This window comes from Serinicoccus sp. CUA-874 (genome assembly GCF_001942225.1).
GTDB lineage: Bacteria > Actinomycetota > Actinomycetes > Actinomycetales > Dermatophilaceae > Ornithinicoccus > Ornithinicoccus marinus.
Genome location: NZ_MKJZ01000033.1, coordinates 277,233 through 297,190, shown reverse-complemented (window position 1 = coordinate 297,190; position 19,958 = coordinate 277,233). Strand labels below are relative to the sequence as shown.

Here is a 19,958-nt window from a genome sequence, read left to right as displayed (position 1 = left end):
CCCAGCTCTTCGACTGACCCGAACGCGAGAAGGAGGCGGACGTGGCGACCGACGCACCCCGCAAGGATTTCACCGACGACGACCTGGAGATCCACGAGCGCAAGGACTGGGCCGCCGGCGTCCCCGGGGTCTACCACGCGCTGAAGATCTCCTACGAGCAGATGGGCGCGACGCGCACGGTGCGCACCCTGACCCGGCTCAACCAGAAGCACGGCTTCGACTGCTCCGGCTGCGCCTGGCCCGACCCCGACCACCGCTCGCCCGCCGAGTTCTGCGAGAACGGCGCCAAGGCGGTGGCCGAGGAGGCCACGCTGCGGACCATCGGGCCCGGCTTCTTCGAGGAGCACGACCTCGACGACCTCGCCACCCGCAGCGACTGGTGGCTGGGCCAGCAGGGACGGCTGGTCCACCCGGTCGTCAAGCGGGCCGACAGCAACAGGTACGAGCCGATCAGCTGGGACGACGCGTTCCGGATGATCGCCGACCAGCTGACCTCGCTCGCCGACCCGGACGAGGCGATCTTCTACACCTCGGGACGCACGTCGAACGAGGCGGCCTTCGTCTACCAGCTCATGGTCCGCGCCTACGGCACCAACAACCTGCCGGACTGCTCCAACATGTGTCACGAGGCCTCCGGCGCGGCCCTCGGAGACACCATCGGGCTGGGCAAGGGCACCGTGCTGCTCGAAGACCTGCACGAGTCCGAGCTCATCATCATCGCGGGGCAGAACCCGGGCACCAACCACCCGCGCATGCTCAGCGCGCTGGAGAAGGCCAAGGAGAACGGCGCGGCGATCGTCGCCGTCAACCCGCTGCCCGAGGCCGGCCTCCAGCGGTTCAAGAACCCGCAGAACCCGATCAAGGCCGTCGGGTCGGGCACCGACCTCGCCGACGACTTCCTGCAGATCCGGCTCGGCGGCGACATGGCGCTTTTCCAGGCCCTCGGCGCGCTGCTGCTGGAGCGGGAGGACGCCGACCCGGGCTCGGTGCTGGACCACGAGTTCCTCGCCGAGTACACCGAGGGGCTCGAGGCATACCGCGAGCACCTGGCCGACCTCGACTGGGACGAGGTGCTCACCGCGACCGGCCTGGAGCGGCAGCAGATCGAGGACCTCGCCGACCGTCTGGTCCGCAGCCGGCGGACCGTGGTCTGCTGGGCGATGGGGCTGACCCAGCACGAGCACTCGGTCCCCATGCTCACCGAGATCGTCAACGTGATCCTGCTGCAGGGCAACATCGGTCGGGACGGTGCAGGGCTGTGCCCGGTCCGCGGCCACAGCAACGTGCAGGGCGACCGGACGATGGGCATCTGGGAGCAGATGCCCGACGACTTCCACGACCGGCTCGATGCGGAGTTCTCCTTCGAGAGCCCGCGGGAGCACGGCTACGACACCGCGGCTGCGGTCGAGGCCATGCGTGAGGGCCGGGTCAGCTTCTTCATGGGGATGGGCGGCAACTTCGCCAAGGCCGCGCCGGACACCGACGTCACCGAGGCGGCGCTGCGCCGTTGCGCCATGACGGTGCAGGCCTCGACCAAGCTCAACCGCTCTCACGTCGTCACCGGCGAGACGGCCCTCATCCTGCCCGTGCTCGCTCGGTCCGAGCGGGATGAGCAGGCCAGCGGCCAGCAGCGGGTGACGGTCGAGGACTCGATGTCGGCGGTGCACGCGAGCCACGGGCCGCTGCCGCCGGCCTCGCCCTACCTGCTCAGCGAGGTCGCGGTCATCTGCCGCCTCGCGCGCTCCATCGAGCGGGTCGCCGCGGTGACCGACTGGCAGGCCTTCGAGGACGACTACCGCACCATCCGCGACGCGGTCTCCCGCGTGATCCCCGGCTTCGAGGACTACGAGGACAAGATCAACGACCCGGGGGGCTTCGTGCTGCCGCACGTGGCGAGGTCGCGGGAATGGGGGGACACCCAGCTCGGCAAGGCGCAGCTCAGCTGCAACGAGCTGGTCTACCCCAAGGTCCCCGAGGGTCGGCTGCTGCTGCAGACGCTGCGCAGCCACGACCAGTTCAACACGACGATCTACGGGCTCAACGACCGCTACCGCGGCATCGAGAACGGTCGCCGGGTCGTCTTCGTCAACCCCGCGGACCTCGATGAGCGGGGCCTGCGGGACGGGCAGCACGTCGACCTGGTGAGCCACTGGGAGGACGGCGAACGGGTGGCCGAGGAGTTCCGGATCGTGTCCTACGACACCGCCCGGGGCTGCGCCGCCGCCTACTACCCGGAGACCAACGTGCTCGTGCCGCTCGGGCAGCGCTCGAAGCGGAGCGGGACGCCGGCCAGCAAGTCGATCGTCGTGGAGCTGCGGGCCCGGGCCTGAGGCATACCGGTGGAACATCGGGGCGGGGTGCCGCTGTTGGACCAGGTATGCGTATAGCCATCATCGGAGGACACGGCAAGGTCGCGATGCTGCTCAGCCCGCTGCTGGGCGAGCACGAGGTGAGTGCGGTGATCCGCAACCCGCAGCACGCGTCCGAGGTCGAGCAGACGGGGGCGAGGCCCGTCGTCGCCGACGTGCAGGACATGAGCACCGAGGACCTCGCCGAGCTGCTCGGCGGGCACGACGTCGTCGTGTGGTCGGCTGGTGCCGGCGGCGGTGACCCGGAGCGCACCTACGCCGTCGACCGCGACGCCGCCACCCGCACCATGGACGCGGCCGAGCAGGCCGGGGTCGGGCGCTACCTCATGGTCAGCTACCTCGGCGCCCGCCGCGACCACGGGGTGCCCGAGGACAACGCCTTCTTCGCCTACGCCGAGGCCAAGTCCGCAGCCGACCAGCACCTGCGTGACTCCGGCCTGGGCTGGACGATCGTCGCGCCGGGCCAGCTGAGCCTGGACGAGCCCACCGGCTCGATCGAGGTGCGCGGCTCCGGGCCGGGATCGGACCCGCAGCCCTCGGACGGCAGCGAGCTCGCCTCGGTGCCCCGCGCCGACGTCGCGGCCGTCATCGCCGCGGTCGTCGGGCGCGAAGACCTCACCGGGCGGATGATCGAGTTCGTCGGCGGGGACACCCCGATCGACCAGGCCCTGGACGAGGTCGCCAAGGGCGCCTGAGGGCATACCCGGGCAAGGTGGGCACGTCGTGCTCGAAGGTCTGAACCTGTGCACGCTTATTCGGTCGGAGCGTAGGAAATAACCTGCGCTCCGGCTGAATAACTGTGTTCAGACTTGTGAGGGCCTGAGATGCCGTGCACAGGGGCACTCAGGGCGACCCGGGGAGAACTCAGCTGCCGGACGCTGGGACCGAGACGCCGGGCACGTCCGCGTGGATCGGCTGCTTGGGCAGCTTGCGGACGCGCCGGGGGCGGCGGGAGCGCGCGGGGATGAGCGAGCGCATGTTCTCGTGCTTGCCGAAGCAGAGCAGCCGGTCGCCGTCCTCGAGCACCTTCTGGCCCGAGGGGTTGGGCACGACGCGGGTGCCGCGGTGCAGGGTGAGCACCTGGATGTCCTTCTCCCACAGGCCGGAGTCCTGGAGCGACTGCCCGACCATGTCGGAGCCGGACATGACCGCGATCTCGGCGACGCCATACCCGGTCGACACCGCGAGCCGCTGCCGCACGTCGATGTCGGGGAAGCCGGACTGGTCGGCGATGTAGTCGACGATCGCGCCGGCGACGTCCAGCTTGGTCGCGGCCTCGATGCCCTCCAGCCCCGGCGAGGAGTTGACCTCCATCACCAGCGGGCCGTCGTTGCCCTCGAGCATGTCGACGCCGGCGACGCGCAGGCCCATGATCTGCGCCGCGCGCACCGCGATCTCCTGGTATGCCGGGTCCAGGTCGACCGGCTCGACCCGCCCGCCGCGGTGCACGTTGGAGCGGAACTCGTCACCCTGCGCGACCCGCCGCATCGCCGCGACGACGCGGTCACCGACGACGAGGGCACGGACGTCCTTGCCCTTGGACTCCTTGACGAAGCGCTGGATGAGCACCTGCTGGTTGGTGCCGTGCAGGGTCTCGATGATGGCCTCGGCGACCTTCATCGTCGGCGCGAGGATGACGCCGATGCCCTGGGTGCCCTCGAGCAGCTTGACCACGACCGGGGCACCCCCGACCATCTCGATGGCGTGCGGGATCTCGGCGCGGTTGCGCACGAAAGCGGTCGCGGGCATACCGATGCCGTGGCGGGACAGGATCTGGCTCGCGCGCAACTTGTCGCGGCTGTTCATGATCCCGTTGGACGTGTTGGGGGTGTAGACGTCCATCTGCTCGAACTGCCGCACGACCGCGGTGCCGAAGTAGGTCACCGACGCGCCGACCCGGGGCAGGACCGCGTCGTAGCTGGACAGCGGCTTGCCGCGGAAGTGCAGGTCGGGCTCGTCGCCGGCCAGGTCGATGCCGAAGCGGAGGGTGTCCAGGACCTTGACCTGGTGCCCGCGGTCGAGCGCCGCGGTGCGCAGCCGTTGGGTCGAGTAGGCGCGCAGGGACCGGGAGAGGATGGCGAGTTTCATGGGGACGTCCTGAGAGGATGCGCGGGTGACAGGGTCCAACCATTCCATCACGGAGCAGACGGTCGTCGGGTGGCGCGAGTGGGTGCAGATCCCGCAGGTCGACGTGCCGTGGATCAAGGCCAAGATCGACACCGGCGCCAAGACCTCGGCGATCCACGCCTTCGACCTGCGCTCCTTCGACCGTGACGGGCGCGACTGGGTCAGCTTCGCCGTGCACCCGTGGCAGGCGACCGCGCAGGACGAGGTCGCCGTCGAGCTGCCGGTGCACGACTCGCGCTCGGTCCGGTCCTCCTCGGGGCACGAGGAGCAGAGGTATGTCGTGCGCCTGCCGGTGGTCCTCGGCGGTCGCGAGGTGCCGGTCGAGGTCACGCTGACCGACCGTGACGAGATGGGCTTCCGGATGCTCATCGGGCGGGAGGCGCTGGTGCAGGGCTACGTCGTCGACCCGGCGCTGAGCTATGCCGGGGGCCGGCCCGAGCGGGCGGTGCGCCGCCGGAACTGGGGGAAGCGATGAGCGGGACGGTGAGCACGCCGACCAAGGAACGCTCACGGGCGCGCAAGCTGCGGCCCTCCTTCCCCATCGGCACGGTCAAGGTCCGTTCCGGTAGCCGACGCGAGGTGTCGCTGCCGATCTCCCGCCTGGTCACCGGGGCTGAGGTGAGCCTGCCGGTGCACGTGCTGCACGGCCGCGAGGACGGGCCGACGGTGTGGCTCAGCGCCGCGATCCACGGCGACGAGGTCGTGGGCATCGAGGTCGTGCGCCGGGTCATGGCGGTGCTCGACCCCAAGACGATCCGCGGCACCGTGCTCGCGGTGCCGATCGTCAACGTGCTCGGCGTGATGTCCGGCGACCGCTACCTGCCTGACCGCCGCGACCTCAACCGCAGCTTCCCCGGGTCGGCGCGCGGATCGCTCGCCGGGCGCATCGCCCACCTCATGATGAAGGAGGTCATCGGCCCGTCGGATGTCGGGATCGATCTGCATACCGGAGCGGACCGGCGCACCAACCTCCCGCAGATCCGCTGCGACCTGGAGGACCCGCAGACGCGGGCGCTGGCCGAGGCCTTCGGCGCGCCGGTGATGTATCACGCCAAGCTGCGCGACGGCTCGCTGCGGTATGCCGCCCGCGAGCGGGGCGCGCGCGTGCTGCTCTACGAGGGCGGCGAGGCCTGGCGCTTCGACGAGTGGGCGATCGAGGCCGGCGTGGTCGGGGTGCTGCGGGTGCTGGCGCTCCTGGGGATGATTGACACCGACGAGGTCGACGTGGAGCCGGTCGGGACGCCGAGCGAGGTGTGCTGGCGCAGCGGCTGGGTGCGGGCGCGCCGCACCGGCATCGTGCACATGGACGTCGCGCTGGGGCAGCGGGTGAGCGAGGGGGAGAAACTCGGCGAGCTCTTCAACTCCTTCGGCAAGCGGTTGGCCATCGTCAAGGCCGACCGTGACGGCGTCGTCATCGGTCGGGCCGAGGCGCCGCTGGTCAACCGGGGCGACGCGCTCGTGCACATCGGCGAGATCGACTCGACCGACCGGTCCGGGCTGGACGAGGACGCGAGGGACACCGACACCCCCTGACGCGACGCGGTCGACCCTGTCGGAGATCGGGAGTAGGTCGCCCTCACCCTGACGGAGGAGCCCTCAGCGACCCAGGAGGCGTGCTCTGACGCTGCTGGCTCAGTCGGCGAACACCGACCAACAGATGTCGTCGCGCCGAGCCTGATCCTCGACGACGAGGGCAGACAGGTGCTCGGGGACCTGGGCCCGTTGCCAGTCGCGTTCCGCGCGGCGCACGCGGGGATCGTGAGGGTGTGCCGCCTGGACCGCCCTGATGGCGTAGGCGGCGGCCCCGAGGTCGTGCTCGGCGACGTGCCCGACGCAGGCGGCCTGTCCGGCGGCGTAGGCAGCGAACCGGGCCGGCCCGCGCAGCTCTCGGGCGGCACCCATGGCATGACCGCCCGCCGACCTGGCCTGCATCATCCCCACGCCGCCGACCGCCCACGAGCGAGTGGCGGTGATGGCGTCTCGGGGTCTGTGGTCCTCGGGCAGCTGCTGCTCGAAGAGATGGAGCACGTGTTCGGCGCACTCGGCGGCCCAGAGGGCGAGGAGGGCGTGATCGGTGTCGGTCAGGAGTCCGCCGCGCCTGACCGTGACGAGACGAGGGTCACGCACCTCGGGGAGGATCATCGGCCCCCTCCTGTCACCGTCAACCCCTCGTGGCCCTGCTGTGTCGTCGCCCTGTCCAGGCGGGAGCGCAGCCGGTCCAGCCCACCGCGGATCATGTCCCCGTAGCTGTCCGCAGGAAGGTGGCGCCGTTGCCGCAGCCCCGCCTCGAGCTCCGCCGTGGCCTCCGGCAACCGTCCCTGATGGAGGTATCCGTCGCCGAGGTTCAGATGGAGGCTCGGTGCCATGTCGGCGGCCGAGGTGATCCCCACAGGCGTCAGGTCGGCGTCAGCGACATGGGCGTACTCGGCCAGCGCGACCTCGTCCCACCGCACCTCGTCGTCCAGATCGGGCTGCAGGTCGGCCAGGTAGTGCGCGACCACGCACCGGTGCGCATGGTCGCTCTCGCGCGTCCCCGCCCAGGTGCTCAGGAGGCCTTCAAGGCCGGTCTCCCGGTCAGCGCTCAGCGCCAGTCCCACCGCCGCCAGGATGTCGTCCCACTCAGCCATGGGTCCACGCTAGAACCGACCTCTGACAACCCGCGAGGTCGTCCCGGCTGCGCCGTCGAGGTCGTGACAGACGTCAGTCCCGGCCGGGCGACGCCGCTGCCATGCTGAGACGCATGACGGACAATCCAACCTCGGTGCGGGTGGCCGACACCGCTCGGGTGGGGCCACCGCGGGCCCTGGCCCCGGACCTGGCGCGGGGCTTCATGCTGCTGCTGATCGTGCTGGCCAACATCCCGTGGTTCCTCTACGGCGCTCAGCACGGGTTGTCGGTCGGCCACCCGGTCGGCGCGACGGGGGTGGACCGGGTGGTCCAGACCCTCATGATCGTGCTCGTCGACGCGAGGGCCCTGCCGATGTTCGCGCTGCTCTTCGGCTACGGGATGGTGCAGTTCGCCCGCGCACAGGAGGCCCGTGGCACCCCGGTCGCCGGATTCCGGGCCATGTTCCGGCGCAGGCACGTCGCGCTCGTCGTCATCGGCACGCTGCACGCGGCGCTGCTCTGGTACGGCGACGTGCTCGGGCCATACGGGATCCTCGGGCTGGTCCTGGTGCCGCTGCTCTTCTGGCGCAGCACCCGCGCCATCAGGATCGTCCGTGGCGTGCTGGTCGGCCTGCTCGCGGTCTTCGCCGCGCTGTCGGTGGTCTCCGGCGTGGCGCTGCTGTCGGTGCCGCAGGAATCGTGGGACACGGCGATGTGGATGCCGGCGACGACGGACGCGAACGGCATCTCGTCCTACGCCGCGTCGGTCCTGCCGCGCCTGGGCGAGTACGCCTTCATCCTCGGGTTCAGCGTCTTCTCGCTCAGCGTGCCGGCCGCGATCCTCACCGGATGGCTCTGGGCGCGGGAGGGCGTGCTGGACCGGCCCACCGAGCACCTGCCCCGGTTGCGCCGCACCGCCCTGGTCGGGCTGCCCGTGGCGTGGCTGGGCGGGGTGCCGCTCATGCTCGTCCACACCGGCGTCTGGCTCACGCCGGAGCTGAGCTTCATGTTCATCGGCGTCCAGATGCTCACCGGGCTTGCCGGCGGCCTCGGGTATGCCGCGGTCTTCGGCCTGGTCGCCGCCCGCCTGCAGTCCCGGTCCGGGGCGGCCGAGCCCGAGTCCGCAGGCAGGGGCGCACCGGGGCAGGTGGCCGGGGCGCTGGCGGCGGTGGGTCGGCGCTCGCTGTCGGCATACCTCTGGCAGTCGGTGGTCATGGCGCCGCTGATGGCGGCCTGGGGGTTCGGGCTTGGTGGTCGCATCGGGTCGGCCGGAGCCGCGGCGGTCGCGATCCTCATCTGGCTGGCGTCGGTGGGGTGGTGCGCCTGGCTGGACCGCGCCGGTCGGCCAGGTCCGGCGGAGGTGGTGCTGCGCCGGGTGACCTACGCGACCGAGGTCGCTCCGTCGCCCCGGTCGGCGAGGCGCGCTGACGGACCCGTCTGTCAGGCGACGAAGATGCAGAACGGGTGACCGGCCGGGTCGGCGTAGACGTACAACGGTTCGTCCGGGTCGTCGGTGCGGTCGAGGAGGAGCTCGGCGCCCAGGTCGAGAGCCCGTCGGTGCTGCGTCTCGAGCGCGTCACGGTCCGGCACCGTGAGGTCCAGGTGCATCTGCATCGGCACGTCGGGCCGCGGCCACGTCGTCCGCTCGAGGCGGTCGACCTGCTGGAAGGCCAGCTTGCGGTTGCCGTGCGCATCGGTGAGCACCAGCCAGTCGACGCCGTCGTCCCCGTCCGCTGAGGGTTCGTCGCCCGGTCGGTACTGCAGACCGAGAAGGAGGCGGTAGAACTCGGCGAGCTGTCGCACCTCAGGGGTGTCGAGGACGGTATGCAGCATCTGCGGGTAGTCGGCCATGACGTGGACCGTAGCGGTCCCGGACGGAGTCGGCACGTCCACCGACGTGGCAGAGTCGCGTCATGCGGTTGAGGGTGCACTGTGGGGAATGGGTGCTGGGTGATCGCGGCTACGGGGTGGTCGTGGGGGACTCGTTCTCGGAATGGTTGGTGCTTGACGATGACGAGGGTCGCCGGCCGAGCTGCGGGCGACCTACGAGCAGTCGTGACCCCGCTGGAGCCGTGGGAGGGGTTGGCGTTGGGCTACCACGCCTACCGCCTGGACATCGGCCCGGTCCCGGTCTACTGCGAATGGCCGGAGGAGATGGACCCTGGTCCTGGGGTGGTGACCGGGGTGCTGTCGGTCGACACCTACGTCGCCCCGCCTGACTGGCCCGAGATCAAGGGTTTGGTGGTCCGGATGTGGACCGAGCACCGCTGGTACGTCCAGGACCTGCCGGGGACGGAACGTGGGTCTTCGAGTCCCCGAGCGCACGGTACGAGGAGGTCGAGCGCTGCGGCGTGGGACGGCAGGTGGCTCCGACGGCTGAGCACCCCAGGACAGAGGAGTTCACCGGCGTCCTCCTCGAGATCGACGTCGATCTCGCTGGTGGGGCCTCCCTCGCCTGATCGTGCGCGCTGGCGATGCCGCAGACGAGCGGTCAAGGGGCATACGCGCGAGAGGTGTTGACTGCCTGAGAGGACCGACCGGCACACGGCGATGCTGGCTCAGTCGCAGGCCCGCTTCGCTTCGCTCGCCCCCGCACGGAGGACGAACTCCTCTCGGTGTCCCACCTCGTCGGTGAAGACGAGGGTGGTCTCGTCGACCCGGGTGAGGGTGCCCGTCTGTTCCGGGTTGTCCCAACCGTCGGGCGGGTTCCCGGAGCCGTCATCGAGAGGGCCCTGAGCGCGTTCGTACCACTGTCCTTCGACGTGGAGCTCGTCGATCCCGCAGTGGGTGTCGAGCACGTGGTCCTGCCCCTCCGACTCGGAGCAAGCAGTGGCAAAGACGAGAACAACGATCGAGAGCGCGAGCCGGTAGCAGCGCATCGTCGGCCTCCCTGGTCGTCCCTGTCCTACGCCGTGCTCGCAGCAGACTCACGTTGTCCTGGATGCTTATCCTGGCCATGCGGTTCCCCACCCGCAACTGGGCCGGCGGCATCCGGCGGGACCCTCACCGGAGCGGTACGGTGATCGATATGACGGAGAAGGGCCCAGGGACCGGGGACGAGGGTGCCACCATCCTGAGTTTCCCCATGGAGCAGGAGGCCCCCCGCAGCCGGGAGGTCGAGCTCGAGGGCGAACCGGTCACGGTCATCTATCTCCCGTGGCGGCACGAGGTCGACGGTGCCGACCGCCCAGCCGGCCTCTACTACCGCGCCAACGACACCTCCGGGTTCTACCCCGACCCAGCGGTGCGCGGCCTGGACGCGGTGCTCGAGGAGGCCCGCCCTTGGCTGCAGCGCCACCTGCGGCTCATCCGCGAGCCCGAAGAGGGCCCCGCGGGCCGGTGACGCCCTCCGCCTGCCACGGCAGGGTAGGCACGATCCCGGCCCCGCGCCCTGGACGCACGTGAGCGGCGGGTGTGGCTGGTATGGCGCTGGAGCGCATACTGAGGGTGATCACATCGAACCGGTGCGGATCCCAGCGGCGCCACCTTGTCCGCAGCCCCTTCAAGCCGCGAGTCGAGCCGGACATCGAGCATTTCGAGGTCGACGACCGGGTCTCGCACCAGGCCTTGGGCCTCGGACGTGTCGTGGGCATGGAGAGCTCGGCGGTCACCGTGAACTTCGGCACCCGCACGATGCGCATCCCGAGTCCGTTCCACAAGCTCGAGAAGCTCTGAGGTACGGACTGCTCGTCGCTGCCTGACCTCCGGGCGAGGCAGGGCGGGCGTCACGCACCGTTGGTCGCGGCCGGAAGCGCGGTGAGCAGAGCGGAGTACAAGCTCTTGGCCTTCGTGAACCACGACGCCCACCTGTGGAGTTCGTCGAACTGCTGGGCGAAGCCCCCGATGTCACGCAGCGCGACCTGTAGCGCCGTCCTGGCCTCTGTCACGTCGACCTGTGGTGCTCTGAGGCCCTCCGCCGACGAGCCGTGCGAAGACACTGACCAGATCCGGGAGTCCGGGGCGGTGCGGTCGCCGACCTGCCAGCCGAACGCCCATACCGTCGGCGCTGACGTGCCCGTGGCGAGCAGGGCCCAGCTGCCAGACTTGGAGAATCCGGAGGCGACATGCGAAGGCAGTGGACCTGTGGTGGGCAGGTCGATGACCAACGAGAGATCCGTGACTCCACGGGACTGGAGGCCGGTGAGCCATTCCTCTGGACCCGTCACCGCCGACGTGCGCCTCAGGAAGCCGCGCGGGGGCAGTGTGGCGGTGAACGACCCCACGTACTGGAAGGCTGAGTTGCCGCTCGACAAGTCGGGTATGGGTGCACTCGCCCCTCCCCGGAGCCAGCTCCCTCCGATCGCTGCTAGCGCCGCTACGAGGACCAGTTGTCCGTTCACGGAAAGTGTGTAGGAAGCGGCCAGTTCCGTCTGCTTCACGACGCGACGGGTGGCAGCCCACCGCATGAACGGCGGTATGGACGCTAGATACCAAAGTGGTACCATGATCGCATGGCGATGACTCTGCGATTGTCTCCAGAGGATGAGCGAGCGTTGGCGGCTCTGGCCGAGGCTGAGGGTGTGAGCAAGCAGGAGGCGACCGTTCGGGCCATCCGGGAGGCGGCTGCACAACGCGGGCATGAGGAGCAGGTACGCGAGCTGTCCGCACGGGGCCGAGAGCGGTACGCCGACCTGCTCGAGCGTCTCGGGCGCTGACACTTGAAGTACCTGACGACCGAGGATCTGCTCACCCTGGCAACGGACCTGGGCGTAGGTCCGATCCAGGACCTTGGCCTGCTGGACTCAGCGGCCCACCGCCCCAGCTCCAGTGTCTTCGGACGTGACGCCTACCCAGACATCGACGCCAAGGCGGGCGCGCTGCTGGAGTCCATCGTCGTCAACCACCCGCTCGTCGATGGCAACAAGCGCCTGGGATGGCTCGCAGTAGTCGTGTTCTACGGACTCAACGACATCGATCTACATGCGCCCGACGACGACGCGTACGACCTGGTCATCGCCGTCGCCAGCGGCGCCGCCGACCACCGAGTAGCAGCCCGCGAATTGGCCCGATAGCACTAGTTTTAAGCTGCCGGCCCGCGGCATGAGAGTGAAGCCCATGTCGGTCTGGCGGCGGTGCGCTAGGCGTCCCTATTGGTTTGCCGCATCCTCAGCTGATTGATCTCTGCGAGATTCTTTGTCAGTTCGACATTGACCCAGGAAGCGACGAACCAAGCAGGTTGGGGGTCTGGCGTCAGCCAGTCGACGGGGTCATCGAGGTCGGTCGTGCCAAGCAGTTCGTCCCAGTGCTGCTTGAGCGTTGCAATCTGGGCTGTGCCCCCGCTCCAGCGGTGCTCCTGGGGCTCGGTGGGAGGTTGGCCGTTGATGCGCGAGATGGTGTCGCTCCACCACCACTCGATGTGCCACAGTAGCCACGCGATGGTTACCTCCGGCAGCGGTGGGTTGTCCTCGTCGGGCCAGTCCGCGACCCACCCGTCGTCGCATTGGTGGACGGTGCACACGTTGGTAGAGGGCTCCCAGAGTGCGAGCCTCTCGTCGATCTTGTCGAGGACGAACTCTTCGGCGAAGCGCCAAATGATGTTGAGCTGGCGCTGGAGAAGGAGCCGGCGGTCCGCGTCGCTGTCCATGTCTTCATCCAACGCGATAGCCAGGCGCCACGCCCAGCGACCCGCGGCAGAAACACGCTTCACGCGTGCGTGCGCACCCGTACTGACGAGGTGGACGCCGAACGTGTGCAGCTGGTGGAGAGTCGGCCCGCCGAATGGGCTGAGCGTTTTGAGGCGCTGCTCGAAGAGCTGCTTGGGCTGCTCGGCGCCGAGGTCAGGATCGAGCACATCGGGTCTACAGCCGTCCCAGATCTACCCTCCAAGGATGTCGTGGACGTCCTGGTCGGCGTGGCGCCGAATCTAGTTGCAAGCGTGAGCAATCGCCTCCGCGCGACTGGGTTCGTTCTCGAAGGGCAGCGCGACGAACATGCATGGCTGACTCGGTGGAAGTCCGGTCGGCGGGTCTGTGTGCTCCATGTCGTCGAGACCGGTGGCAGACAGTGGCGTCGGCGGATTGCCTTTCGTGACCTCCTGCGCCGGGACGCCAACGCCCGGGCCGTGTACCTCCAGACCAAGCGAGCGGCCGAGGCCGAAACATCGGGATGGGACGACTACACGCACGCCAAGACCGAGACTGTCCACCGCCTACTCCGCACGACGTCGAGTTACTGACCCGCGGCATGGTCGGACGCTACGCATTCACAGCGGCAGTTGAGGATGGGTATGCCCCCTAACCAGGCTGCGCCACGGATGCTCTCCGCTGGCGGCGGAGACGCTGGCCACGCATCCATAGGACAGTGTCCAGGTGCTTGAGCAAGAGCGCCTCGTCACCAAGCTCAGCCTCAGCGGTATTTGCATGGGCTACCAAGCTTTGAAGTTTCTCCATCACAGTTGCATCGTTCAGGATGTCCGCGAAGACCGGCCAGTCCTCCGCATAGAAACCGGTGAGGCCGAGATCGGTCACGACGACCGAGTCCCGGACCGGGTAAAGACGGGGGCGCTTGCGGGCGCAAATTTTGGAGGCGGTGACCCATGCGTTTGAGGTCTCTGCCCCATGGCGGCGCAGTTCTCGCTTGATCAGCTCGTAGAGATTCGCCATCAGGGGCGCCACAACAGGGGCCTCAATGGTCGACAGCTCCAGATCTGGACCCAAGTCTTGCAGAAGTGAGGCGATCCGCTCGGCCGTCTCAGCGCTCAACAACCGGCGGATAGCCGGCGGTGGGATGTCTACCGACAACGTCGTGACCGCTAGCAGATCTGCGACGCCGAGTACGTAGGGGTGGTTGGGCTTCAGTTCCGTGAAGGTGGCACCGGCAAAGTTGCTCTGCACCGCGTAATAGGCTCTCAGATCATCGAGTGCTTTCGGGTCGACTACGGCAGACCGGGCAACCGCGATGGCCCTTGACGAGTGGCGCTTGTCCGGCCTCCAAGAGGCGCTCGCATCTCCCACACTCGAACTAGCAACACCGTTCCGCATGGCGCCATCCCATCATGGTGTGGCCGTGGTTCTCTGCATCCCTGCGCGTCCAGGCTCGACAGCGATACGTCGATGGTCGGAAGGCGGCAAAGTAGGACGAGTGCAGCCGTCCTCCAAACGGCAGGGGGATGCGCGACGTAGCTGCGCTGCCGCCGCTGGCGACAACACACTTTCGACAGCGCCGAGGAGAACCGCGGCATCAGGCGAATCGTTTGAGAAGGCGAATCATCATGCGCAACTGCGCTACCACTTGTTCCGGGATGGGGTCAGGATTAAAATGCATGATGTCGTTTCGCACCTGCCGAAGCTCGTCGAGCCTGGCGTCAAACACGCTCCGATCCAGCGGCCAGTCGAGGGCTTTCCAGTTCTCGTCGTTCTGCAAGATGCGTTGGTAGTCACCCATCGTCAGCTCATCATGAGACCGCAGTTTTCTTCTCCCATCCTCATCACAAAGGGAGCGGATGATATCCATGCTGAACGCATCACGAACGATGCGTCTCAGGAGCTGGTCGAGTTCGCCCATGAGGAAGAAGGGTGTGGCGAGTTGCCCGTAGGCCTGCACAACATCCGCTGCGGTAACTATTCCCGTGATTCTCTTTTGTGCGTCCTCAACGAAGACAAAATCCTGCTCTTGGAGAGTGGGCAGTACGTCGATGAGTTCAGTGTCGAAGGAAAAAACCTTGGCGGGAGTGACAGCATCTACGAGCCTGGACCCCGGGTTGCTGTGTTGCTCCCTGGCTATTGACTTCCAGGTCACTGCACCCTTGTACCCGCGCGGTGGGGCGTTCATAACGGCCAGCTGCGAAAAGTCATTCAGAAGCATCAAGGTGATGGCTTCTTCATAAGTCGCGCCGGGGTTCACCGCTACGACGTCCGTGCTGGCGGATGGAATGTTGCCGAGAGTTATGCCGACTTCGTCGGGCAGTGTAGCGCCTCTAAGTTCAAGCGGAGATTGCACTGAGTCGGTCTCGGAATGCGAGGCTTCGGCACCTTCCCGTAACTCATCGGCAACGTCCTCAGCAACATGCTGCGCCACAGCAACGCGGGAATCCAGGCCCACCTTACGAAATTGTGGATCCGTGATGAGACCATAGTTATCGAGGTCGTTTTCGATGCGCTCGGTTACTACCTGTCCGCGTGTCTTAGCGCTCCAGTACGAGATGAGCTCCCGGACGCTCATTTCTAGAGGGCACCCACTCTCCGCCGCCTCACGCGCCCGCCGCAAAAAATCGTGCCGTGCGAGCGCCACAGGATGTGCCACAGTCTCTGGGGCGGTCCCGTCAACCCCACTCGCGCTGTCAAGCAAGCGCTGACGCAAGTGGGCCAAGAGGTCGCCCGTTTCTATCACGCGCCAGGCGTACCATCCGTCGACAGCACCACCGATCGCAGCTCCGGCCGCTCTAGATGGGGAGGCGAAGGTCCTGCCATCCTCGAGCGCGAGACGCCCGTCCGCGAGAACCTTGGCGTGGTGACGCTCCGCGAGCCGGGGCCGATGAAACTCAAGGTCTGTGCCAGCTCCTAGGAGGTTGGCCTGAATGAGGTCGGCGACGCGCACGCGACGTCCCTCAAGGAGGAACCTACTACGGTCCGTCGTCATTTCCATTGTGTTCAAACCCGATCCCTTTGGGTGTCGATCGTCCAGCCCTTGTCGCTGCGCGACTCGGCGCGGTCGCGCCCGCCCTACGCTTGGGCGCGCCACGAACGACTGCTCCGATAAGGCCATGCCACGGCACCGTACACTTCGCGCACCCCCCTGTGGTCCGACGACCAGCCGTAGTGCCCGTCATCCGGACTAGGGGGCAGCCACGTGCATTCAGTAGGCTCGGAGTTGGGAGTCCGCCCGCTGCGCGGCAGAGTACTGCGTCTGTCCGTGAAGGTGGATGGCCGCGTGGTGACCGCCGCTGTCAAGCCTGGCGTCGCACTATGCACCGTCCAGCTGTGGGTCCGGTTCGTGGCGTGAACTACTCCAGTTGCCAACACGACCTCGGGGGCTCGTGGTGGCGCGGCGAAGACGATGCTCGGACGGTGCCTCTGAGCCCAAATGAGGATCATCTCCTAGACTTTCAAACGAACTGCTTCGGACGCTCGGGGAGATGTCATGCTGATCAGCACGCTAACGGCCGCCGCTGGTTCTTTCGCGCTGTATGTTTTCTATGGCGCCTTCAGTCACAGATGGCCTACGAACTATTCACAGATCAAAAGTGAACTGGATGCTCACCATAGGCGTGGAATTGTGCGCTTTCTTGGTGTGCGTCTGGGACCGGTCGTACTGGTCGCCGCGTCGGTGGCGCACGTGGCGCGAACACTAGAAGGAGACCCACTACTGGCCGCCTTGTTCTTGGCACTTGCGCACGTGGCGTTGACAGACGGTAGGGCTTTGATGCGGGCAAGGCCAATGCCGCCCCGACGATTCCTCTATCATTTTGGAGCGATTGTTGCCGTTATTATTGCATCCATAGTGGGGGCAATAGGTGGCTTGGCTTACCCCTCAGTGTTTCCTCAAATGCAAGAACTGAAGGCGGCTATATGGACAGCGGCAATTACAGCGATACTGGGTGCTGCCTACCTTCGAATGAGCTCCCAGAGGGACAACTCCGAGGAGTCGGACCTGGAATGGATTCGAGACGACATTGGGGCGGATGTTTGGGATCAAATTCCCGAAGTCGCCCTAACTGCTCATGCTGACCCGCAACTGGTACAGGCTGTCGTGGCAGCTGAGGTTATGCAACGCCCACGCTGGTTGCGCAACATCGAGACGCGCTGGCCGGGGGCACGGACCTTTGGTGTGGCCCAGATGGCAAGCGACAAAAGACTCACGGATATCGAGTCTGTTGAGTTATTGAGTCGCAACCTGGCGGGTGTTCAGGTGGACACGGAGTACGGCTATTTCCAATCGACGCCCGTCCTCGAAGGGAGGTTAGAGCTACACAATGAGAACCCGGCTTTCATCTCGGATTGCTTGAAATTTCTGCGTGATTTGAAAAGAGTAGATGGTCGCGGTTCGGAAGTGGTCGGCGCTGACGGGCTTCCCGCTATTGTTGTCTGTCGAGTGAAAAGGGCGGGTCAAGAACTTTTGGTCACTGGTACTTACTGCTGGGATGCAGATAGAATCGATGTTGCATCATCAGTTGGTTACGAGGCACTTGCGTCTGTGGAGATTCCTGAAGGGCGGGCGCGGCGCCCCTGGTCCTTCACGACTCGTTTGGATGTAGATGACGTAACAATTTCTGCTGCGCCTAGTCCGGGTGCGGGCGAGACCCCATCTGTCGAAGTCTCCTTGCGCGAATATTCGCGGCTCAGGTGATCACCGATCGCATGCGTGATCGGGCCCGTCGCCTGAATGATGTTGGCTGAGTGGCGTGGCGGGGGGAAGTCACCCGCGCCGCCGGGACTGCTGCACGGATAGGTGACACCTTCGGCGCGAACCTGCCCGGCGAGTATGTATGGCGCCTTTCTGTGGCGCAGGACATACTCGAACGCGGTGTTCCGGGGCGACTATTCGAGTAGGTCGACCTCCCGCTCGGCGCCAGGCGCAGCCCGTCGATCTTGCGCTCATCGGCATGACAGCGATGTACCGGCCCTCGGCGCGGCCGATCACTCATACATCCCTGATGAGGGCGAGCCGATCGGTGAATCCGGTCTGTCACGAGCGTCGGACTAGCCTGGAAAAGGAGGACCCTGCCCGGGCAGGCGTGGTGGGACCGCCACCGGGAGAGTCGCCGGGGTGCGGCCAGTCGGCAGTGTCTGGCACAGACACCCAGCCTCAGGCGAGCACTTCCTCGACGGCGACCGACTCCATACCGAAGGCCTCGCCCACAGCGCCGTAGGTGAGCCGGCCCGCGTGGGTGTTGAGCCCCTTCGCCAGCGACGCGTTGTCGCGCAGTGCCTGCTCCCACCCCTTCTCGGCAAGCTGCACGGCGTACGGCAGCGTCGCATTCGTGAGCGCCCAGGTCGACGTGTGCGGCACGGCGCCGGGCATGTTGGCGACGCAGTAGTAGAGCGAGTTGTGCACCGGGAAGGTCGGGTCGGCGTGGGTCGTCGGCCGCGATCCCTCGAAACAGCCGCCCTGGTCGATGGCGACGTCCACGAGCACGGAGCCGGGCTTCATGGTGGCGACCATGTCGTCGGTGATGAGCTTTGGCGCCTTCGCGCCGGGGATGAGCACGGTGCCGATGACCATGTCGGCCTCCGGCACGAGCTCGCTGATCGTCAGGTTGTTGGACGCGAGCTGCTTGACCTGGTTGTCGAAGCGCCAGAAGAGCGTGCGCAGCTTGTCGAGATCGGTGTCCAGGATCGTCACGTCGGCCCCCATGCCGAGCGCGATGTTGGCGGCGTTCTGCCCTGCGACGCCGCCGCCGAGCACGAGCACCTTGGCGTTGGCCACACCGCCGATGCCGCCCATGAGCACGCCGCGTCCGCCGGAGGCCTTCATCATCGTGTGCGCCCCGACCTGCGGTGCGAGGCACCCGGCGACCTCCGACATCGGATAGAGCAGCGGCAGCATCCCGCTCGGCAGCTGCACCGTCTCGTAGGCGATCGCCGTCGTGCCCGCCTCCACCAGACGCCGGGTCAGCGGCTCGTCGGCGGCCAGGTGCAGATAGGTGAAGAGCGTCAGGTCGTCGCGCAGGTAGGAGTACTCCTGCTCGATCGGCTCCTTGACCTTGAGCACCATCTCGCCCGCAGCCCACGTGTCGTCCGGACCGTCGACGATCGTGGCACCCTGAGCGACATACTCCTCGTCGTTGATTGAGGAGCCGAGCCCCGCGCCCTGCTGCACGAAGACCTCGTGCCCACGTCGCACCAGCTCGTGCACGCCGACCGGGGTGATGGCCACCCGGAACTCGTTGTTCTTGACCTCTGTGGGCACCACGATCTTCATGGGCCCCACTATGCCCTGTCGCGCGTGCGAGCGACAGGTCTCGCTCGCGCACCACTCCCTCGTGATGCACACTGGCAGACCCTGTCCACCGGGCAAGGGAGTCAGGCATACGAGACAGGGAGCACCGATGTCGCAGACCGAAGACCGTCAGCCCACCGCAGACCCGGCCGAGGACAACGCCTTCTTCCCCTCGCCCTACTCGCTGAGCCAGTACACCGCCGACACGACCAACTTCGACGGTCTGGGGACCGAGCAGACCTACACGGGCGACCGGTGGAAGGTGCTCGTGATCGCCACCGACGAGCGCTACATGCTTATGCGCAACGGCACCTTCTTCTCCACCGGCAACCACCCCGTCGAGACCCTGCTGCCGATGCACCACATCATGCAGGCCGGGTATGCCGTAGACATCGCCACCACTTCCGGTGGGCCGGGCAAGGTCGAGTGGTGGGCCTTCCCCCGCGAGGACGAGGCCGTCACCGGCACCTGGGACGCGACGCGCGCGGCGTTCAAGGCTCCGCACCGGCTGGCCGACGTCATCGACGCCGGCCTGGACGACTACGCCGCGGTCTTCATCCCCGGCGGGCACGGCGCCATGAACGGGCTCCCCTCCAGCCCGGACGTGCAGCGCGCCCTCGACTGGTTCCTGGACCACGACCGCCTCATCATCTCGATCTGCCACGGGCCTGCAGCCTTCGTCGCCGCCGGGATGGGGCGCGAGACCAACCCGTTGTCCGGCTACTCCGTCGTCGCCTTCCCCGACGCCCTGGACTTCGGTGCCAACCTCGACATCGGCTACCTGCCCGGCGAGATGCCGTGGAAGCTGGGCGAGACCCTCACCGAGCAGGGCCTGACCGTGCAGAACGACGACATGTCCGGCGCGACCACCCGCGACCGCACCGTGATCACCGGCGACAGCCCCTTGGCAGCCAACCAGCTCGGCAAGGACGCGGTCCAGGCGCTGCTGGAGTCCTTCGCCGACTAGCGCTGGCCGCC

22 protein-coding genes are annotated in these 19,958 nt (G+C 67.3%); 12 read left to right on the top strand and 10 right to left on the bottom strand.

What is annotated here, in order from left to right:
- Positions 1 to 41 precede the first annotated feature (41 nt).
- Positions 42 to 2,330, top strand: coding sequence for an FdhF/YdeP family oxidoreductase (locus BJF80_RS10375; RefSeq protein WP_075813391.1), 2,289 nt, complete (start codon positions 42 to 44; stop codon positions 2,328 to 2,330).
- 47 nt (positions 2,331 to 2,377) lie between these two features.
- The gene (locus BJF80_RS10370) at positions 2,378 to 3,064 is read left to right on the top strand and encodes an SDR family oxidoreductase (RefSeq protein WP_075813389.1); all 687 of its coding nucleotides are present in this window, start codon (positions 2,378 to 2,380) and stop codon (positions 3,062 to 3,064) included.
- Between the two features lie 169 nt (positions 3,065 to 3,233).
- Here the strand turns inward: BJF80_RS10370 and rimK are convergent, their stop codons facing one another.
- The gene (gene rimK / locus BJF80_RS10365; protein ID WP_075813387.1) at positions 3,234 to 4,457 is read right to left on the bottom strand and encodes a 30S ribosomal protein S6--L-glutamate ligase; all 1,224 of its coding nucleotides are present in this window, start codon (positions 4,455 to 4,457) and stop codon (positions 3,234 to 3,236) included.
- 25 nt (positions 4,458 to 4,482) lie between these two features.
- Here rimK and BJF80_RS10360 point away from each other — a divergent pair, with 25 nt between their 5' ends.
- Positions 4,483 to 4,971, top strand: coding sequence for an ATP-dependent zinc protease family protein (locus BJF80_RS10360; RefSeq protein ID WP_075813385.1), 489 nt, complete (start codon positions 4,483 to 4,485; stop codon positions 4,969 to 4,971).
- Entirely contained in the window at positions 4,968 to 6,029 is a 1,062-nt protein-coding gene (locus BJF80_RS10355; protein ID WP_237767540.1) for a succinylglutamate desuccinylase/aspartoacylase family protein, read from the top strand. Before BJF80_RS10360 ends, BJF80_RS10355 begins: the two co-directional genes overlap by 4 nt.
- A 99-nt stretch (positions 6,030 to 6,128) precedes the next feature.
- Here the strand turns inward: BJF80_RS10355 and BJF80_RS10350 are convergent, their stop codons facing one another.
- On the bottom strand, positions 6,129 to 6,638 hold the full coding sequence (locus BJF80_RS10350) for a putative immunity protein (protein ID WP_075813383.1): 510 nt from the start codon (positions 6,636 to 6,638) through the stop codon (positions 6,129 to 6,131).
- Entirely contained in the window at positions 6,635 to 7,123 is a 489-nt protein-coding gene (locus BJF80_RS10345) for a hypothetical protein (RefSeq protein WP_075813381.1), read from the bottom strand. The genes BJF80_RS10350 and BJF80_RS10345 overlap by 4 nt, the downstream gene beginning before the upstream one ends.
- A gap of 113 nt (positions 7,124 to 7,236) precedes the next feature.
- Between BJF80_RS10345 and BJF80_RS10340 the strand changes: the two genes are divergently transcribed.
- Positions 7,237 to 8,571: a DUF418 domain-containing protein gene (locus BJF80_RS10340; RefSeq protein ID WP_075813580.1), complete on the top strand. Its 1,335-nt coding sequence runs from the start codon at positions 7,237 to 7,239 to the stop codon at positions 8,569 to 8,571.
- Here the strand turns inward: BJF80_RS10340 and BJF80_RS10335 are convergent.
- Both BJF80_RS10335 and BJF80_RS10330 read right to left on the bottom strand, forming a co-directional pair.
- Positions 8,544 to 8,954: a VOC family protein gene (locus tag BJF80_RS10335; protein WP_075813379.1), complete on the bottom strand. Its 411-nt coding sequence runs from the start codon at positions 8,952 to 8,954 to the stop codon at positions 8,544 to 8,546. The two genes, BJF80_RS10340 and BJF80_RS10335, sit on opposite strands and share 28 nt — an antisense overlap.
- Before the next feature lie 707 nt (positions 8,955 to 9,661).
- A complete protein-coding gene (locus tag BJF80_RS10330) occupies positions 9,662 to 9,982 on the bottom strand; it encodes a hypothetical protein (RefSeq protein ID WP_075813377.1) in 321 nt (106 codons plus the stop codon).
- 149 nt (positions 9,983 to 10,131) lie between these two features.
- Between BJF80_RS10330 and BJF80_RS10325 the strand changes: the two genes are divergently transcribed.
- Positions 10,132 to 10,446: a hypothetical protein gene (locus tag BJF80_RS10325; protein ID WP_075867890.1), complete on the top strand. Its 315-nt coding sequence runs from the start codon at positions 10,132 to 10,134 to the stop codon at positions 10,444 to 10,446.
- An 80-nt stretch (positions 10,447 to 10,526) separates the two neighbouring features.
- Positions 10,527 to 10,778, top strand: a complete 252-nt coding sequence (locus BJF80_RS10320; RefSeq protein WP_075813373.1) for a hypothetical protein — start codon at positions 10,527 to 10,529, stop codon at positions 10,776 to 10,778.
- Positions 10,779 to 10,828: 50 nt separating this feature from the next.
- Here the strand turns inward: BJF80_RS10320 and BJF80_RS10315 are convergent, their stop codons facing one another.
- Positions 10,829 to 11,482: a hypothetical protein gene (locus BJF80_RS10315; RefSeq protein WP_143554076.1), complete on the bottom strand. Its 654-nt coding sequence runs from the start codon at positions 11,480 to 11,482 to the stop codon at positions 10,829 to 10,831.
- 141 nt (positions 11,483 to 11,623) lie between these two features.
- Here BJF80_RS10315 and BJF80_RS20835 point away from each other — a divergent pair, with 141 nt between their 5' ends.
- On the top strand, positions 11,624 to 11,758 hold the full coding sequence (locus BJF80_RS20835; RefSeq protein ID WP_269087397.1) for a hypothetical protein: 135 nt from the start codon (positions 11,624 to 11,626) through the stop codon (positions 11,756 to 11,758).
- A 3-nt stretch (positions 11,759 to 11,761) separates the two neighbouring features.
- On the top strand, positions 11,762 to 12,115 hold the full coding sequence (locus tag BJF80_RS10305) for a type II toxin-antitoxin system death-on-curing family toxin (protein ID WP_075813367.1): 354 nt from the start codon (positions 11,762 to 11,764) through the stop codon (positions 12,113 to 12,115).
- Between the two features lie 65 nt (positions 12,116 to 12,180).
- On the opposite strand, the gene BJF80_RS18470 is transcribed toward BJF80_RS10305, so the two are convergent.
- Entirely contained in the window at positions 12,181 to 12,687 is a 507-nt protein-coding gene (locus tag BJF80_RS18470; RefSeq protein WP_075813365.1) for a DinB family protein, read from the bottom strand.
- Between the two features lie 90 nt (positions 12,688 to 12,777).
- On the opposite strand from BJF80_RS18470, the gene BJF80_RS10295 reads away from it, so the two are divergent.
- Positions 12,778 to 13,278, top strand: coding sequence for a GrpB family protein (locus BJF80_RS10295; RefSeq protein WP_158068520.1), 501 nt, complete (start codon positions 12,778 to 12,780; stop codon positions 13,276 to 13,278).
- Positions 13,279 to 13,336: 58 nt separating this feature from the next.
- Here the strand turns inward: BJF80_RS10295 and BJF80_RS10290 are convergent, their stop codons facing one another.
- The gene (locus tag BJF80_RS10290) at positions 13,337 to 14,083 is read right to left on the bottom strand and encodes a DUF6308 family protein (RefSeq protein ID WP_269087396.1); all 747 of its coding nucleotides are present in this window, start codon (positions 14,081 to 14,083) and stop codon (positions 13,337 to 13,339) included.
- A gap of 199 nt (positions 14,084 to 14,282) precedes the next feature.
- Positions 14,283 to 15,680 (bottom strand): CBS domain-containing anti-phage protein, encoded by a 1,398-nt coding sequence (locus BJF80_RS18465; RefSeq protein ID WP_075813577.1) that lies wholly within the window; start codon positions 15,678 to 15,680, stop codon positions 14,283 to 14,285.
- Positions 15,681 to 16,181: 501 nt separating this feature from the next.
- Here BJF80_RS18465 and BJF80_RS18460 point away from each other — a divergent pair.
- On the top strand, positions 16,182 to 17,387 hold the full coding sequence (locus BJF80_RS18460) for a hypothetical protein (RefSeq protein WP_143554074.1): 1,206 nt from the start codon (positions 16,182 to 16,184) through the stop codon (positions 17,385 to 17,387).
- Between the two features lie 459 nt (positions 17,388 to 17,846).
- On the opposite strand, the gene ald is transcribed toward BJF80_RS18460, so the two are convergent.
- Positions 17,847 to 18,962, bottom strand: coding sequence for an alanine dehydrogenase (gene ald / locus BJF80_RS10280; protein ID WP_075813359.1), 1,116 nt, complete (start codon positions 18,960 to 18,962; stop codon positions 17,847 to 17,849).
- Positions 18,963 to 19,089: 127 nt separating this feature from the next.
- On the opposite strand from ald, the gene hchA reads away from it, so the two are divergent.
- Positions 19,090 to 19,947, top strand: coding sequence for a glyoxalase III HchA (gene hchA / locus BJF80_RS10275; protein WP_075813357.1), 858 nt, complete (start codon positions 19,090 to 19,092; stop codon positions 19,945 to 19,947).
- Positions 19,948 to 19,958 lie beyond the last annotated feature (11 nt).

Coding starts and splice junctions, on each gene's coding strand:
- rimK (WP_075813387.1), bottom strand. CDS start 4,457: ATGAAACTCGCCATCCTCTCCCGGTCCCTGCGCGCCTACTCGACCCAA.
- BJF80_RS18470 (WP_075813365.1), bottom strand. CDS start 12,687: ATGGACAGCGACGCGGACCGCCGGCTCCTTCTCCAGCGCCAGCTCAAC.
- BJF80_RS10290 (WP_269087396.1), bottom strand. CDS start 14,083: ATGCGGAACGGTGTTGCTAGTTCGAGTGTGGGAGATGCGAGCGCCTCT.
- BJF80_RS10350 (WP_075813383.1), bottom strand. CDS start 6,638: ATGATCCTCCCCGAGGTGCGTGACCCTCGTCTCGTCACGGTCAGGCGC.
- BJF80_RS10340 (WP_075813580.1), top strand. CDS start 7,237: ATGACGGACAATCCAACCTCGGTGCGGGTGGCCGACACCGCTCGGGTG.
- BJF80_RS18465 (WP_075813577.1), bottom strand. CDS start 15,680: ATGACGACGGACCGTAGTAGGTTCCTCCTTGAGGGACGTCGCGTGCGC.
- BJF80_RS18460 (WP_143554074.1), top strand. CDS start 16,182: ATGCTGATCAGCACGCTAACGGCCGCCGCTGGTTCTTTCGCGCTGTAT.
- BJF80_RS10325 (WP_075867890.1), top strand. CDS start 10,132: ATGACGGAGAAGGGCCCAGGGACCGGGGACGAGGGTGCCACCATCCTG.
- BJF80_RS10355 (WP_237767540.1), top strand. CDS start 4,968: ATGAGCGGGACGGTGAGCACGCCGACCAAGGAACGCTCACGGGCGCGC.
- ald (WP_075813359.1), bottom strand. CDS start 18,962: ATGAAGATCGTGGTGCCCACAGAGGTCAAGAACAACGAGTTCCGGGTG.
- BJF80_RS10345 (WP_075813381.1), bottom strand. CDS start 7,123: ATGGCTGAGTGGGACGACATCCTGGCGGCGGTGGGACTGGCGCTGAGC.
- BJF80_RS10320 (WP_075813373.1), top strand. CDS start 10,527: ATGGCGCTGGAGCGCATACTGAGGGTGATCACATCGAACCGGTGCGGA.
- BJF80_RS10335 (WP_075813379.1), bottom strand. CDS start 8,954: ATGGCCGACTACCCGCAGATGCTGCATACCGTCCTCGACACCCCTGAG.
- BJF80_RS10330 (WP_075813377.1), bottom strand. CDS start 9,982: ATGCGCTGCTACCGGCTCGCGCTCTCGATCGTTGTTCTCGTCTTTGCC.
- BJF80_RS10370 (WP_075813389.1), top strand. CDS start 2,378: ATGCGTATAGCCATCATCGGAGGACACGGCAAGGTCGCGATGCTGCTC.
- hchA (WP_075813357.1), top strand. CDS start 19,090: ATGTCGCAGACCGAAGACCGTCAGCCCACCGCAGACCCGGCCGAGGAC.